Annotated in this window: 17 protein-coding genes; 9 read left to right on the top strand and 8 right to left on the bottom strand. The window is 61.1% G+C overall.

Annotation, left to right across the window (positions count from 1 at the left end; all coding sequences use genetic code 11):
• Positions 1-691 precede the first annotated feature (691 nt).
• Together J2728_RS05795 and J2728_RS05800 are read right to left on the bottom strand one after the other, a co-directional pair.
• Positions 692-1,228: a hypothetical protein gene (locus tag J2728_RS05795; RefSeq protein WP_309997391.1), complete on the bottom strand. Its 537-nt coding sequence runs from the start codon at positions 1,226-1,228 to the stop codon at positions 692-694.
• On the bottom strand, positions 1,225-1,584 hold the full coding sequence (locus J2728_RS05800) for a helix-turn-helix transcriptional regulator (protein ID WP_309997393.1): 360 nt from the start codon (positions 1,582-1,584) through the stop codon (positions 1,225-1,227). The genes J2728_RS05795 and J2728_RS05800 overlap by 4 nt, the downstream gene beginning before the upstream one ends.
• Positions 1,585-1,740: 156 nt before the next feature.
• Between J2728_RS05800 and J2728_RS05805 the strand changes: the two genes are divergently transcribed.
• Positions 1,741-2,913 (top strand): hypothetical protein, encoded by a 1,173-nt coding sequence (locus J2728_RS05805; protein WP_309997395.1) that lies wholly within the window; start codon positions 1,741-1,743, stop codon positions 2,911-2,913.
• A 10-nt stretch (positions 2,914-2,923) separates the two neighbouring features.
• Here the strand turns inward: J2728_RS05805 and J2728_RS05810 are convergent, their stop codons facing one another.
• Positions 2,924-4,180, bottom strand: a complete 1,257-nt coding sequence (locus J2728_RS05810) for a hypothetical protein (RefSeq protein ID WP_309997397.1) — start codon at positions 4,178-4,180, stop codon at positions 2,924-2,926.
• 206 nt (positions 4,181-4,386) lie between these two features.
• Between J2728_RS05810 and J2728_RS05815 the strand changes: the two genes are divergently transcribed.
• The 6 genes from J2728_RS05815 (at position 4,387) to J2728_RS05840 (ending at position 10,658) form a co-directional block, all read left to right on the top strand.
• Positions 4,387-4,599 (top strand): hypothetical protein, encoded by a 213-nt coding sequence (locus tag J2728_RS05815; RefSeq protein ID WP_309997399.1) that lies wholly within the window; start codon positions 4,387-4,389, stop codon positions 4,597-4,599.
• 49 nt (positions 4,600-4,648) lie between these two features.
• Positions 4,649-6,301, top strand: a complete 1,653-nt coding sequence (locus tag J2728_RS05820; protein ID WP_309997400.1) for a recombinase family protein — start codon at positions 4,649-4,651, stop codon at positions 6,299-6,301.
• Positions 6,302-6,393: 92 nt separating this feature from the next.
• Positions 6,394-7,992: an ATP-dependent nuclease gene (locus tag J2728_RS05825; protein WP_309997402.1), complete on the top strand. Its 1,599-nt coding sequence runs from the start codon at positions 6,394-6,396 to the stop codon at positions 7,990-7,992.
• Between the two features lie 3 nt (positions 7,993-7,995).
• Positions 7,996-9,024: a UvrD-helicase domain-containing protein gene (locus J2728_RS05830; protein WP_309997404.1), complete on the top strand. Its 1,029-nt coding sequence runs from the start codon at positions 7,996-7,998 to the stop codon at positions 9,022-9,024.
• A 63-nt stretch (positions 9,025-9,087) separates the two neighbouring features.
• On the top strand, positions 9,088-10,293 hold the full coding sequence (locus tag J2728_RS05835; RefSeq protein ID WP_309997405.1) for a type IV secretory system conjugative DNA transfer family protein: 1,206 nt from the start codon (positions 9,088-9,090) through the stop codon (positions 10,291-10,293).
• A gap of 14 nt (positions 10,294-10,307) precedes the next feature.
• Positions 10,308-10,658: a hypothetical protein gene (locus tag J2728_RS05840; protein ID WP_309997406.1), complete on the top strand. Its 351-nt coding sequence runs from the start codon at positions 10,308-10,310 to the stop codon at positions 10,656-10,658.
• 6 nt (positions 10,659-10,664) lie between these two features.
• Here J2728_RS05840 and J2728_RS05845 read toward each other — a convergent pair whose 3' ends face one another.
• The gene (locus J2728_RS05845) at positions 10,665-11,222 is read right to left on the bottom strand and encodes a hypothetical protein (RefSeq protein WP_309997409.1); all 558 of its coding nucleotides are present in this window, start codon (positions 11,220-11,222) and stop codon (positions 10,665-10,667) included.
• Between the two features lie 194 nt (positions 11,223-11,416).
• Here J2728_RS05845 and J2728_RS05850 point away from each other — a divergent pair, with 194 nt between their 5' ends.
• Both J2728_RS05850 and J2728_RS05855 read left to right on the top strand, forming a co-directional pair.
• Entirely contained in the window at positions 11,417-12,490 is a 1,074-nt protein-coding gene (locus J2728_RS05850; protein WP_309997411.1) for a type I restriction enzyme HsdR N-terminal domain-containing protein, read from the top strand.
• A gap of 15 nt (positions 12,491-12,505) precedes the next feature.
• Complete coding sequence (locus J2728_RS05855) at positions 12,506-12,868, top strand: hypothetical protein (RefSeq protein WP_309997413.1); 363 nt, start codon at positions 12,506-12,508, stop codon at positions 12,866-12,868.
• Positions 12,869-12,962: 94 nt separating this feature from the next.
• Here the strand turns inward: J2728_RS05855 and J2728_RS05860 are convergent, their stop codons facing one another.
• From J2728_RS05860 to J2728_RS05875, 4 genes are all read right to left on the bottom strand, one after another.
• Positions 12,963-13,601, bottom strand: a complete 639-nt coding sequence (locus J2728_RS05860; RefSeq protein WP_309997415.1) for a hypothetical protein — start codon at positions 13,599-13,601, stop codon at positions 12,963-12,965.
• Positions 13,602-13,694: 93 nt separating this feature from the next.
• Positions 13,695-14,120: a hypothetical protein gene (locus J2728_RS05865; protein WP_309997416.1), complete on the bottom strand. Its 426-nt coding sequence runs from the start codon at positions 14,118-14,120 to the stop codon at positions 13,695-13,697.
• A gap of 16 nt (positions 14,121-14,136) precedes the next feature.
• Positions 14,137-14,676: an SET domain-containing protein gene (locus tag J2728_RS05870; protein ID WP_309997418.1), complete on the bottom strand. Its 540-nt coding sequence runs from the start codon at positions 14,674-14,676 to the stop codon at positions 14,137-14,139.
• Entirely contained in the window at positions 14,673-15,374 is a 702-nt protein-coding gene (locus J2728_RS05875) for a hypothetical protein (RefSeq protein ID WP_309997419.1), read from the bottom strand. The genes J2728_RS05870 and J2728_RS05875 overlap by 4 nt, the downstream gene beginning before the upstream one ends.
• Positions 15,375-15,480: the final 106 nt, after the last annotated feature.

Raw genomic sequence — 15,480 nt, forward strand, 5'->3', positions numbered from 1 at the left:
ATGGAAAGCCGCTCTCAGGTTTAAAACGTTGAGAGCGGCCATCGTATTCGCGCCCGCTGTAGTCATATTTACTAAAAAGTAACCATCTAGGTTGACTATCCGTTAAGAACTCGGTAACATCTTCTTGGAATGTTCCATCCGCGTCATTATGAGCATTGCGGCAAGCGCAAGCACCCCAATCCACGGAGCTAATGGCCCAAGCGCGGCGAGAATGGCGCGGCAAGCTGGTTCAGCCATTTCGTGAAGTAGGGCGTTTACCCACCAGGGAAACGTTATGACTACGATGGTAAGAAGTTGTTGCTTCGTCCAGCGGACGAAGTGCGCACCGGTTCCGGAGCGCGGATGCAGGGGAGACATTGGAGGTTCCTTTCCTTCAGTCGTAGACCACCCCGACATCTAGGACCTGGCGACGGCACATCGCCTGGTCCCCGGAGCACTTATAGCATGACACGGACCACTACCGAGTCAAATGCAAATAGATAACGGCTCGAAACCATGCGTTTCGGGCCGTTTTTCTTAATACATTTTTAATCATCGAGCCGTGTTCTTAATGAGTTTCTTGGTTAATGGATGGTCAATTCACTAATTCTGAAAACCACCCCCCCAATTGCCCTGAAGATCCACCTCAACCTCACAAGAACCTGACTATCTCGTGGATAGTCGGGCAATTGTCTGAACCGAACCGGTAGTGCTAACGCCGTGCTAGACTATCGAGAAAGGTCTGAGCATCCCGCTGAAAGTGGGTTAGCACCGCCGCCACCGCGTTGAAGATACCAAGCCGCTGATCGTCAGCAGCCCAGGCGGACCGCCTCGCCGGCAGGGTCGGGCGGAGCGGCTCGAAGAGCGTGGCAATCACCTGCGCCGTCTCGTAGCGGCTCACCGCGCCCAGATGCGCGAAGGAAGCCCGGATGTCCCCGCGAGAATAGACAGCCACCTCGATCCCGCGCACGGCGGTAGCGGCGACCATCGCGCGGCACAGCCGCACCACCCGAGGCGACCGCATGGCACCACGCCCTTCGAACGCTTCGAACACGACGGTCAACGGCGCGAGGCGATCCAGCAACCGCTCAAATCGTTGAAACGCGACCTCGTTCTTGTTGCCACGGGCGCGAGCGGTCTCCCAATCATAGAGGCTGAGCGGCCCGTCGAACGCGGCCCACCCAAAACCGTGCGCATGGGGATGTACCCCGAGGACAAGCCCCAGGCGCGCCGTCGTGACGGCTGTCATGCGCTTGCTGTATTACCTGCCCGGCTCATCATATCCGCCAGCAGCTCGCGCTTGATCGCACCTTCGGGGTCGCGCGCCGCTTCGATCTCGATGGAAAGCCCTGCCGCCCGCCGCATCACCCGTTCTTCGATCTCTGCATAGATACGAGGGACGAGTGCACGGGCGGAGAGCCCGAAAACGACCTCCAGCGCCAACAGCGTCCGCACGGGCGGCGCGAAGTCGCCCCGCTCCAGTCGCGAGATTGTCGACTTCGAGGTGCCGATAAGGTGGCCGAGTTCAACCTGACTAAGCGCCCAGCGTTTGCGGTGTAGCTTCATGGAAAGGGAGCATGAGGGAATAAGGGCGGGCTCGCGCAAACCACGCCGCTTCATGATGGCGGTGATCGGCGTCCATTGGGAGGCGGCCTTTGGACCAGCCGTGAGAATGACATGGGGATAGTATCGCTCGCGAGATAAGAGAAAGCTGGAGCAGAGATAAAATCTTCCTCAAGCTCGCTGCGCAGGGAGGGCGGCGTGGACGCCACATATTTTCTTCGTCAGCGCACGAGCTTTATTCGCCGCTTCTACGATCAGGCGGCGGAGCCGTTCAGGACGATCAAGGCGCAGATCGAGTGCGAGTTGCCGCCCTTCGACAGCCCTCCCTATAGCGAGAGCGGGGAACCTGCCTACCAGATAGAATGGGAGGAGGCGGATACCTCGCTAGAGATGATCGGGCGCGCATGCGTGTCGATCCTATCCGACACGCTCAAGCTCTACTTCCAAACTCTGGCTGGTCTTGTGATCGGCTTTTCGCTGACCGACAAAGGAAACGCGATCGCGCAGAAGGACGGCTTTGTGACCGCTTATCTCGCCGCGCTGGCGAGCATTTTTGAGGACGACGGGGCGGACGCGGGCGTGCGGTTCGACGTGATTGACCAAGTCGTGCGGGCGCGCAACCGCGTTCAACATGGCGACCACCTGGCAAGCTTCACTGCGACCCATGACCGGGCGACACTGCGCAAGCACCCCCGCCCGATATTCGCGTCAGAGGCCGAGGTCAGGAACTTGCCTGAAGGGGACACGCTCCTGTCGCCCTTTCTCACCGTCAGTCGCGGAAGCCTCTTTGCTGCGCTGGAGGAGACTGAGAAGCTCGCGGACTGGATTGAAAGTCGAATGGATCGGGTTCGAGACTGGCGCATGAAAACGCAGGAGGGCGACGCCATGGATGAACTCACGTTCCGGGGCGTGATCACCGGCGGCATGCACTGCTTCGCGAAGGATATGCGGGTTCCAGGGCGATCGGATATCTCGGATGCTCCCGACGACTGGCCCGAGACGCTCGCTCCCGGCACGCTGAACTTCAGATACCAAAAACTGCCGTCGGCGTTGGCAACGCGCGGTTGGGCCAACATCAGCGAACTTGATCACCGACAGTTCGTCGCGTTGTTCGAAATTCCGCAGGACGCGATCGTCGGCAACACCCTGCGTCCGGGCAGTGCTGGCGGAGAAAAGGGGCGTGCGCAGGTGTGGCGTGCCCGTCTTGAGACCGATAACGGCAGCGTCGACTGCTGGGTGCTTCGCCGGATCGGGTCCGGCTATCTGGAAGTGCTAGAACTCGTGTCTGCCGTCCGTATCCGCGAAGCACTTTCGCTCACGGAGGATCGGCTTTGGCCCGCGACGCTCCATATACAAGGATCGTGGCGATGAGTGGCGCGAGTTAGCGCATAGCTTGGCTAGGGTGTCCGGCAGCGATGGTGTTTACCCGTTCTCGCTCTGTCGCCGGCACGACATAGAGGCCCCGCGTCTTCGTGGTGGCTAGACCAAATCGGGTCCGGAGGTACGCTCCGATCCACTTGTTCGTCATCGGCGTGGCGAAGCGCTCAATCGTCTTGGCGTTGAACCGGTCGGCGATGTCGCGGACCGCCGCGTGCGCGCCGGAGCCGGTGGCAAAGGTCTCCGCGACCGCCTCAATCATCAGGGCGTCAAGCGAGGCCCGAGGCGCGATGGCGCGGGGCGCGGTATCCGCCAAGCGCGCCGCGACTTCGCTGCGCATCTCGGCGTCGTCGATGACGGAGAGGAGAGCAAGCGCGGTCTGATTCGTACGGGCCGAAACGCCTTCAATGAGGCGCGCTGGGTCGGGTGCCACGTCTCCCCAATGCCGGAGGCGATAGGTGAGCAGCAGATTGCGTAGCTCTTGCGCCTCGGCGCGGTAGATGTGGGGCAGGTGTATCGGGATGATCGGGTCAAGCGGACGGCCACCCATCGTCTCGGTGATGAAGCGGGTTTCGAGCGCGTCGTCCGCGAACGGGCCACGCATCCCGACGATCTTCGGCCCGAAGACCCGGAACGCCGTGGGGTTCAGCTCGCGGTGGCGATTAGCCATGGTGCGCAGGACCGGCAGGCCGCGCACGTTGCCGTTGTTCAAGACCTTGGTCAGCTCGGCCGTTGTGTCGCTAAACCGGAAGTCCGCTTCGTCCAGGATGAGCGTCCCCTGGAAGCCGTCGAGGATATGGAAGATCGGGCTGACGGTGGACGCGCCGGAGGCGAAGAAGGGCTTGTAGCAAATGGCTCCGAGCACCAGCAGGAAGCGCGTCTTGCCCGAGCCGGGCGTACCCTGGACCCTGAGGTAAGGCAGCTCGTTGAAGGCGTCATAGACCCACGTGAGCAGCACGTAGTGCGCGGCAATTTCCGCGAAGGTTGGGGACAGGCTGACGTAGCGGCCGAGATACGCGCGTATAGTGCTGAGCAAGTCCCCCTTCTCCACCTCGTCCCCGATGGCCGACGGCAGGAGCACGCAGCCGGAGGTGAGGAGGTTGTTGGTGGGGGAGTACGGGGTCAGCAGGCCCTCGGCCGCGACGACCGTCTCTTCGACCCGGAGGGTGCCGTCAGCGGCGCGCACGGCGAACGCCGTGGTGCGAGCATCCGGATCATAGAGCAGCTCGACCAGGGTGCCGTCGTCGAAGACGCGCGACACCGTAGGCGTGCCTATCGGTCGTTTTTCCTTCTCTGGCGGGGGCATATCCCCACGCTACCGGACCTCGGCTATGCCGCACGGCGGCCTTTGGCCCGACCGTGAGCCAAGGGCCGCCGTGCCGCGCGCCGGCGCTTCGCGCATCCTAACTGCGTATGCCGGCCAAGCGCGGACAGCGGGACACGGGGGACGAGCGGGACATCAGGGACGTGCACAGCGCCCTTGGCGCAGATGCAGAAATCGGCCTGGCGCCCCATACTTGGGATGGCCTCGTTTCCGTCGCCGAGTACCGCGACATGATGAGCGATTTCGTCAGCTCCGACGCGATCATCATCCAGCGCCTCGACTACATTGAGCGGCTCTGCCGCTCGATCGTACGAGCCCGGTTCGAGCGCCTCTACCCCCCTATCCATGACCCCTAGTCAACGCACCATCCAGGGCGCACCGCCTACCTCGCCCTACGCTGGGCGGGTGGGTCTGACCTATTCGCGCGTATCGACGAAGGGGCAGGACGGCGAGGCGCAGGATCTCCGATGCCAGCAGTTCCTGGCGGCCGCACAGGTGCCGTTCGATCGCGCGTTCGCCGACCGGTTCACCGGAGGCGGCGACTTCCTTCAACGGCCGGCCATGCGCGAGATGCTCGCCCACATCGACGCCTCGCCTGGGAAGTCGTTCGTCGTCGTGTTCGACGATCTCAAGCGGTTCGCCCGCGACACCGAATTCCACATTCGGCTGCGCCACTCCTTCCGCGCCCGCGACGTGCAACTTGCCTGTCTCAATTACAATTTCGATGAGAGCCCGGAGGGGCGGTTCGCCGAGGTGGTGATTGCCGCACAAGGCGAGCTAGAGCGGCTCCAGAACCGCCGGCAAGTGATCCAGAAGACCAAGGCCCGCCTGGAGCGCGGATACTGGGCGTTCTCGGGGAAGAAGGGCTATGACATCGTAAGCACGAAGGAGCACGGCAAGCTCTGTGTGCCGAACGCCGAGGGAAAGGTACTCGCCGAGGCGCTGAACGGGTTCGCGAACGGTCGGTTCGCCAGGCCAGCGGACTTCTGCCGCTTCCTCGCGGAGAAATCATTCTGGCGCACGGCCAATCCGAAGAAGTATCTGACGCAAGCCTCGGCGCTGCTGCGCGATCCATTTTACTGCGGCGATCTTGAATACCCGCCGTGGGATGTCTCACGCCGGCGCGGGCACCATAAGCCACTCATCACCCGCCAGACGTTCGCGCGCATCCAGGCGCGCCTAGAGCCGGCCCGCACCTCCCGTATCCGGCAGGATCTCTCCGATGATTTCCCCCTGCGGGGCCTGATCGTGTGTGGCGGCTGTCAGAAGAAGCTCACCGGGGCGTTCTCCCGTGGCCGCAGCCACCACTATCCCTACTATTACTGCTGCAATCGCACGTGCCCGCGCCGCTCGAAAATGTTCCGGAAGGCTGACCTGGAAGAGGCGTTCGCCGACACGCTTAAGCGCAACCGCCTCAAGCGCAGCGTCGGTCGCGTTGTTGTGGCGACCTTCGACCGCGCCTGGCGGGAGGAGCTGACGGATTGGCGCAACTCCGTCGCCGACTGCGTACGCGAGAAGGCAGCGCTGGAATTGGAGATCGGGGAGTACGCGGCGCTCGCACGCGCTGCCACGAGCGCGGCCGTGCGCCAGTCGTACGAGGCGCAGATCGAAAGGGCCGACGCGCGGCTCGCCGAAATCACCCAACAAGCGGCGATCAACGCCGACCTAGAGGTGGACTATCGAACCGCCCTTCATGGGGCCATTCAGATGCTCGAAAGCCCAATATCCATTTGGGTTTCTGCCGATGCTGCCGCCAAGCACCAGCTGTTTTTCCTGCTGTTTGAGGGGCGGCTGGAATACAGCGCCGAAGAGGGCTTTCGAACCGGCAAATCGCTAAGCAGCACAAGGATTTTCGAGGAGTATTCGCACTCGGAACCCAACTCAGTGCACCGAGGCCAAAAAACTTCGAACCATTCCCACCAGCGACCCAAGGCCGGACCTGCTGCTCCCGAGCAGCATCGGGCGGATCGTCTGAAAGCCTATCTCCGGAAGGTCTGGACGCATCGGGACCTACTCCACGGCGGGGAGCTTGCTTCGGGCGAGTACCTCTCTCACTAGAGGCCTACGCTTAAGGGCCAGAGTTTGCGAACTGACGGGCAAGCGCTACCATGGCGGAGAGCTGAGGCATATCGCCCTCACTGGTTGCCCCTATGATCACGAAAATCTACATCGAGAACTTCAAAGGATTTCGAGCCTTTGAAATGGATCTGAACGATGACTTGAACATCATCGTTGGCAATAACGAGGCGGGTAAGTCCTCAATCCTTGAAGCCATAGGCCTGGTACTTACGAAGCGCATCGGTGGCCGCCTCCTTGAGGGAGAGCTTGCAGCGTTCCTATTCAACAAAAAGGTGGTCGATGAGTACCTGGGTCGCATCTGGAAAGGGGAGCGCCCACCGTTACCTCGTATCGCGATTGAGGCGTATCTCGCTGAAACCGAGGCCGTGAGCGCTTTCAGGGGCAGTCACAATCACGAAAAGTCTGATGCCATTGGTGTCCGATTGGAAGTCGCCTTCAACGACGAGTTTGCATCGGATTATGGAGCGCTACTCGCCCATCCGGCTGAGATAAAAGCCCTCCCTACTGAATTCTACACCGTCCACTGGCGCACTTTTGGAGGCGCACCTCTCACCCCAAGGGGTATGCCGCTGGGGCTGTCATATATCGACGCCACGGCAATCCGACTGCAAAGCGGCACCGACTTCTACCTCCAAAGCATTATCAATAGCGGGATGGAGGCGAAGGAACGTGCCGCCCTATCCGTTGCGTATCGCGGCCTGAAAGAGAAGTTCGCCGACGAAGCGGCCATCAAAGCCATCAACGAGAAGCTCACGCAGCGCAAGGGAGCTATAACTGATAAAGATCTCGCCATCGGAATTGATGTCTCCCAGAAGAGTAATTGGGAGGCAAGCCTCATACCACATCTTGACGATCTTCCATTTCACCTCATCGGGAAGGGTGAACAGAGCGCACTGAAGATAATGCTCGCGCTAGAACGACAGGCGAGCGATGCACATATTATTCTGATCGAAGAGCCTGAAAATCATCTCTCGTTTTCCTCGATGCAGAAGCTCATCGCCAAGATCCAGGAGAAGTGCAAAGGCAAGCAGATCATCTTAACGACCCACAGCGCCTACGTGCTCAATAAATTGGGCATGGAAAAGACAATCCTGTTGCACAACGGCTCAACTACATCTCTAAACAGGTTGCCGCCCGAAACTGAGAAGTACTTCAAAAAGCTCTCGGGCTACGACACGCTGAGGATCATCCTCGCGGAGCGCAGCATCCTTGTTGAGGGGCCGTCTGACGAATTGATCGTGCAGCGCGCCTACCGCGCCAAGCACGGGCATCCTCCCGCTGACGACGGCGTCGACATCATCAATGTACGAGGCCTTTCTTTCCCACGCTTCCTCGATATTGCCAAAGAACTAGGGAAGAGCGTCTGCGTCGTCACGGATAACGATGGCGACTATCAGGGCAAGATTGTTGAACGATATCGTCCGTATGACGATTGCAAAACGATCGCGATCCACGCCGATGCTGATGAGGACGCGCGCACACTCGAACTGCAAATTGTGAAGTGCAACAAGCTCGAGATCTTAAACAAGATCCTGGGAACGGCCCATGCTGACAAGACCGCACTAGGGGAGTTCATGGTCAAAAACGAGAACAAGACCGAAAGTGCACTCAAGATATTCGAAAGCGACGAGGAGATAGTTTATCCGAAGTATATTCAGGACGCGCTCTAGACTATGGCCGGCCTCGTACTTATCGCTAGTGCCGGTTCTGGAAAGACCACGCGCTTAGTATCCGAGGCGGCGTCGCTCCCAAAAGCGCGGATCTTGATTACCACGTTCACAAACGAGAACACCGATCATATCCGCAACTGCCTGATTGAGCGGTTCGGCTACGTTCCCACGAACATCACAGTCTCGACATGGTTCAGCTTCTTATTTAGCGAGGGCGTACGACCGTACCAGAACTTGGCCTCAAGGGTTGAGCTCTCTCCTTCGGTGGCCTTGATCGACCTACCTCCTGTTGCTCGCTTCCGCAGGGACGACGGTGGCGGTTACTTCTTTACCTCTGCCGGAGACATCTTTCGTGACCGTGTTTCCGATTTCGTTTGCTTTGCAGACGAGAAGACCGGGGGGCGAGTAGTTCGCCGCCTCGAAGGTATCTACAGCCATATATTTATTGATGAGCTCCAAGATATGGCTGGATACGACCTTATATTGCTGGAAAAACTCTTCCAGTCTCGGATAGACGTTCGCGCGGTGGGCGATCCACGCCAGGCAACTTACAGCACCAACCGTGGCCAGAAAAACAAAGGGGTAGCCCGCGCTAAGATTATTGAGTGGGTCGAAGCTCTAGTGCGTGCCGATAAAGTGCGGATGGAAGAGCTGACAGACACCTGGCGCTCAAACCAGGTCATCTGCAATTTTGCGGATGCTCTGTATCCCCACCTCCCAAAGGCCGTTTCAAAAAACGATGAGGTGACGGACCACGATGGCGTCTTTGAAATAACGCCGAAGGAAGTACCCGACTACTACGCGAAATATAATCCGACCATCCTTCGTTGGAACAGAAACTCCGATACGCTGGGGCTCCCCGCCATGAATATTGGTATTTCGAAAGGGCGAACCTTTGACCGCGTTCTTATTTTCCCCACAAACCCCATGAAGCAATACCTAAAGAAGAAGGATATCGCCGTCGCCGGAGATATATCTAAATTCTACGTAGCCACTACGCGCGCTAGGTATAGCGTAACGTTTGTGGTCTAGTTTTCCCAAGGTCGAACAAAAGGCCGCCGTGCGGTCACACCCGAGGCGGGGGAGCATGGGAACATGCTCGACCCGGACATCTCGTACTTTGGTCAGACCGTCGGGCGCGGCGGTGGACGCCAGTTTGGCATCCGCCAGGCGGATCGCCGGTTCCACATGATGCTGCTGGGCCGGACTGGCGCGGGCAAGAGCAGCCTCATAGAGCTGCTCGCCCGTGGCGACCTCGCTGCCGGCCGCGGCTTCGCCCTTCTCGATCCGCACGGGGACTTGGCCGATCGCGTCTGGCGCGCAACGGCGGGGGAGGCGCGCGAACGCGTCCACTACCTGGACGCCGCCGACCTCTCCCAGCCCTACGGGTACAACCCGCTGCGCCGTGTGCGCGCGGACCGCATCCCGCTGGCCGCCTCCGGTCTCCTCGAGACGCTCCGGAAGCTCTGGCCGGAGGCCTGGGGCGTACGCATGGAGCACGTGCTGCGGAACACCCTGTACGCCCTCCTGGAGCGGGAAGGCTCCACCCTCCCTGACATCCTGCGCCTCTATCGCGATCCGGTCTTCCGGGTGCAGGTCTCCGCACGCCTGGAGAACCAGGTAGTACGCGCGTTCTGGCGTGAGGAATTCGAACGAGCCACGCCGGCCCGACAGGCGGAGCTTACCGGGCCAATCGTGAACAAGGTCGGCGCGCTCCTGTCAGACCCCCGTCTCCTGCGCATTCTGGCCGCACCCCCGATAGACCTGCGGTTCCGCAGCCTCATGGACGAGGGCCGCTCGCTCATCGTGAACCTGGCGAAGGGGCAGATCGGGGAAGACAGCGCGGCGACCCTGGGGAGCATGCTCGTCTCGACCCTCGGCCTCGCCGCGCTCTCGCGGGCAGACCTGCCGCCCGCGTCGCGCCGACCGTTCACTCTCTACGTGGACGAGTTTCCGACCTTCACCACCCAGGCCCTAGCGGGGATGCTGGCCGAACTCCGTAAGACGGGCCTGGCGTTGGTGCTCGCGGCCCAGCATCTCGCGCAGATCGAACCTGCGACCCGTCACGCGGTGCTTGGAAACGTGGGGACCTTGATAGCCTTTCGGCTCGGGGTAGAAGACGCCCCGTTGGTGGCGCGGGAGTTTGTATCGACGTTCAGCGCGGAAGACCTAGTGTCGCTGCCACACCGCCATTTTTATCTGAAGCTCATGATCGACGGGACACCGAGCCGACCGTTCAGCGCGTACACGCTCGATAGTTCGCGCGAGCCTAGCATGGAGAGACTAGCGCCTTATATCTGACCTAGGAGCTTCTGATGCCCAAATTCTTCATTCCGTTTGCTGAAACCGCAGAGATTGCGGACCAGGTATACAGCGAAGTGCGAAAGTATCTTTCGAAAGTCGCTTTCACCCCAACTGACCGCAAAATCTACAGTGTGCACTACCGCCACAATGGTCGCTCATACGTCTCCACTGTTGGAGAAGTGGAGGCAGGTGAGCGCGAGAAAGTGATCGCGATTTTCGAAACTTTCAACCCCGACCCCCTCTATATGATTTGCACGCCGAGTCGCGGAGCGGTCTGGGGCGACCCAATCCTTGCGGGAGATGTTCAGCAAGTGATTGATTTTGACCCAACGCGGGACGCTGAATTTCCGACGAAGCAGTGAGTTCGGCTATCCGAACAATCGACCACCCTGTCCGTCCATTCGATGCGCCTTTTCTAAAACTTCGTCGACCACGGTTCGCAGGGGACCAAACGCGTGCCTCTCGCCAAGCAGCACGAAGATCTCGTCCCGAGGATCAACCAAACGGAAGATGAAGCCCAGAGCATCGTCGTTCAGGCTCGCGTCGTCCACCATCGGGCTTGGGAAGAAGAAGCCCGCCATGTCCTGAAGCAGGAACTCGTCGAGGCGTTCGTCGAAATGTTCCAGAACATTCCGGAGGCTGCGGTCCGCGAGCGGAGAGGCATCGTCGAGCCCGAATGCCTTCCGGAGCGTTTCCGCTCGGGCCTTATGAAGCGGCTTATCACGCCCCGGCCAAAAGAACCGGGACAGGGCGGCGACGTGGGTCAGCGCCTCGTGCGCCGTTGCGACGATTGTCGCCGCGTCCTTCTCTTCCTCGACGGCCTGGTCGAACCGTTCGAAGGCGTCCTTCGCGCGCCCGGCTGAGTACGTCAGCGCCTCAAGATAGAAGACCTCGTACATCGGCTGGATACCGCCGAGCTTGGTCATTTGGGCGGCTCGCTCGCGTTTCTGGTCGTCCGTTAGCTTCATGAAATTGTTCCGATCACCCCTAGCTAAAAGTAGACGGCTTGTAGAAGAAGGTAAGCGGCGACGACCGTATCTGTCGCATCATTATCGCACGCTGCGCGTCACTCGCCGCACAGCTAACGTTCGCACGCGATCTCACGAGGACATGGGGGCTCATGCCGAAGTTCGACGACATGAACGAGACCGACGTGCGCGAGATGATCGTGCGACCGCTGCTAACCAGCCTGGGCTACGCACACGGAACCGAAGCCAGCATCCGAACGGAACAGACCTTCAGGTACGGCAAGGCGTTTCTGGGCCGAAAGAACGCCAAGAAGGACCCCGACCTCGCCGGGCGTGCCGACTATATTCTTGAGGTCGCCTCCTATGGCCGATGGGTTGCCGAAGTCAAAGCACCCTCCGAGGAGATCACCCGCGACGCGGTGGAACAGGCCCACACCTATGCGGCGCATCCCGAGGTCGCGGCGCTGTTCTTCCTGGTAACGAACGGCCGCAAGTTCCACCTCTACCGAACCAGCTCACTCGATGCGCCGCTGATGGCGTGGGCCTTTGAGGAGATGGATGAGATCTTTCTGGCGCTCGGCAACCTCGTCTCGCCCGACGCGATCAAGCGCAAGGTCAAGCTGTTGGTCCCTGACGCCGGCAAACCGCTCGCGGCTGGCGTCGCGTCAAACGTCCAGATTATCGGCGGGTTCGTGCGGTACGAGGACCATGAGAGCAATCATGCCCTCCTCGCCATGGATAGCATCAACGGGCTGGAGTTGCCGATCACCTCCGGCCGGGTAAGCCGAGCGTCAGATGGACGCCTGCACGCCCAGCTCAATATGGCCAAGGCCGCCCCCATGATGGGCGAACTCAATGCGCTCCTCCAACGGGAGGATGATTATGATTTCTATTCGAGCGACGAGTACGTTTCAACGGATCGCGATCGGCCGACCATCTTCCAGAACTTCGTGGAGAACTACACGCCGGCTGGGGCCCTGGTTGCATTTCCTGGTTTCGGGAAAGCGCCGATGCCATTTGGTATCCGCATGGCGGCGCGAACCGAGGCGGTCGGCTACATCGACGGCGACACCTTCAAGGGCACCATGCAGCTGTCCTACGAGTTCGCGTTCGATAGCATCCCGCCGATGGTCCGCCGCGCCCTGGAGGCGCAGATCGGACCGATCCCCGCAACGCCCCGCGCCCAAGGCGGCGGGGTATTCGAAGTGAAGCTACTTAACCTCTAGAAGGGATGCTCCAAGATGGTTCAGACGAAGAGCGTTGAGTTCGGCTATGGACGGGTCAGCTTCAATCTCGAAGTGGAGCCGGTGCCCGCATCGACGCAGCGCAACGGCAATGTGACCATCAACAACGCGGCTATTCCTGGCCGACCCGCCTATTTCGAAATCTCCACGATGATCCGTGTGCAGCACGAAGAGGAGGGTATCGCCTTCGCCAACGTCCTTCATCTGGACGTGGTGTTGACCGGGCTCCCGAAGGATACGCCCTACGCGGAGGTGGACGCACAGGCTGCCAGAAAACTCGCCCCGCTTCTGCGCGAGATCGCTGACCGTATCGAGCAACAGGTGACGGAGTATGATGCCAGCGAAGCCGCGCCGGCCTGAGACATTGCACGCACGATGATCGCCCCTGGTCGCCAATGGTTGAACTCGCATCACAGACTTGCGACGTGTGGCTCGGTTCCAGGGTCCATAGATTCTAGTCGGGCGCGCGTGCCTCCGCCTGAGCCTTCGTCACAGCAGTCCTAATGATCTCCGTCAGCTGATCATTCCGGCTCTGTACCGCAGCGTGCGCCGCCTCGAATTCCGTCCGCAGCGCTTCCATGCGTTCGATCAGATCCGCCGCTGCGGTCGAGAGGTCAACGAGTTCCTGCACGGTAAGGAGCGGGGCTGCCTTTCCCTGAGAAAGCAGCTTCGCGCCAGCCATACGGTGGACGACCCAGCCTTGCTCCTTGGTTTTGCCGATGACGCCATGCGCCGCGTCATTGCGGCCCTTGCCGATTTTCTCGGCCAGGTCCGCGATCTTGCGAATGCGGGCCTTCTCGTTCGGAAATTGCCCTGCAAAGCCCTTCAAAAGCTCGCATTTCCGGTTGTAGTCGAGGGCGCTAATGATCGGGAAGCTCATGCCGTGCCCGTGAACGCCGGCTACCGCTGAGAGCAGCATCGACAGGCCGACTTCGAGCATGTTGTGCAGGACGATCAATTGCCCGAGCTTGTCGTAGGGCACGTCGTTGCCGCTAGGATCTCCCTCTAGGTGCGCGATCACCGTCCGTGGCGCTGGCGTCCACACCACCTGTGGCGCGGGTGTCTCCGAGCTGCGCCGGGTACCCTTAGCCATTCGCCTGCTCCTCCCTGAATATGAGGAACGTGCCCCGCCTGGCGATCGGACGCAAACAGCCGACGCTGAAGATAGCGATCCTCCGCTCGGCGCTCAGGTCACACGCATCCATCCGCGCTCGGTCTTGCGGAGCGGGATCGTGCTGTCGAACTTGACGGTCGCGCCGGCAGGCTGCGGCGGGAGCCCGAAGAGCCCCGCGTTATAGCAATTCCATCCGACGAACCGGCCGCCCGCGCTCACGCACTCCGGCCGGATGCCTTGCGGGAATGTCACCGTCGCCTTGTACGAGACGACATAGAACTCGGTGCCGTAGACGGACTGGATCTGGCCGTTGGTCTTCTCGAACCGCTGTATCCGATACGGCGTCGCGCCCAGCCTCGACTTGAGCTGCTCGTCGAACGCGCGCCGCGCCTGGGACGAGGACGGCTTGTCGCTGCACGCGACGAGCGTGACGGCCATGGCGGCGAGTACGGCGAGCCGAAGGCCCGTTCGAACCGTGCGCGGGCATGAGGTCTGCATGAGCTGTCTCCCGTAGCTAGTCGAGGATGAGTGAGGGCGACGCGCGGGAGGGACGCACATCCTTCCGCTGCGCAGCCACTCGCCGGAAATGAGGAGTGAGGAGGGGCCAGCGGTGCCGAAGGACAGCCACTGGCAGGAACTGGATCGCCCGCACCACGCCCCGGCAACTCGCCGCGCCGCAGCGGCAATCCATGCGCCAGAGCGCCTCGTACTCGGTCAGGGAGTAGTCGAAGGTTAGCTCTTCGCCGGCCGCAACATCCCGGATCGCCACGAACTCGCGCGGCTCGCGGAACGCGAGGTTCGGCTCGCATGAATGGTTCAGGAAGCGCGCGGGACCTATAGGGTCGATCCAGCGATGCTCGCCTATGCAGATCCAGTTCGGGTTCGCGAGGGCGTCATCGTCATCGACACTCTGCCAGATGCGCTCCGCCCCCTCGATCACGAACACCCGCTCCCCAGCCATGAGCGGCCGGAGGGTGTAGACGCCAAGGCCGATACGCCCGGTGTCGATGATGGCGAGAAAGCCGTCCTCCTCACTCCGCAAGCCCGCGCTCATCCGGCCACGTGACCCGCTGCCAACGCGCCGACATTCCGGCGGACGCTCAGCGCTGCCACGAGCGCATGCAGCAGGAGATTGATGCCGGGATAGATGAGCAGGGCCGATGGTGCCGACGCCATAAGCGTCGCGAGGGCGAGCGCGCCATATGCGGCGGTCCATACTATCCACGGCCACGGGCGCTCTTGGTCCGGCGCGCGGTATGTGCCGCGCAGGATCGGTATGAAGGAGGTTATGCTCGTGCCGGCCGCTCCGGCGAGGAGCAGTACCGCCGCAAGCTCGAACAGATCCGGCCGCACCAGACCGCCCGCGCGTGCGGCCCAGACCGCGAGGTATGCGAGCGTACAGCCGACATCGAGCACGAACGCGAGGAAGTCTGCACGGTCCAGGTCGCGCAGCGTCGCCCCACGCAGAAACGCCAGCGCCGCAACGAAGATACTCGATGCTGCGCAGACCGCCGGAAGCAGCAGCATCGGCCACGATGCGCCGGCCGCCGCCTCAAGCACGACGACGAGCGCGGTCCCATACGCGAACATGAGCCAGCTCGCGGGATTGGGGCGAGTTTCGGCGCGGAGCGCGTGGCGGACATACAGGCCATACCCCGCCGCCTGGAGCGCACCCGCCAAAAGGCCCGTCAATGCCGCCGGAGACAGCTCCATCACTGCACGGCGCGAGTGGCTTCCGCCATTGAGGCCCATGTCGAAGCCCGCACTCGGTCCATAGCCGCCCCGCCCTTTTGTCGATCGCCTCAACACCGAAAACACATGTACTGAAAAAGTATGTATCGCAATTTCCGGTATAGCG

It is taken from the genome of Caulobacter segnis, assembly GCF_031454995.1.
Taxonomy (GTDB): Bacteria; Pseudomonadota; Alphaproteobacteria; order Caulobacterales; family Caulobacteraceae; genus Caulobacter; species Caulobacter segnis_E.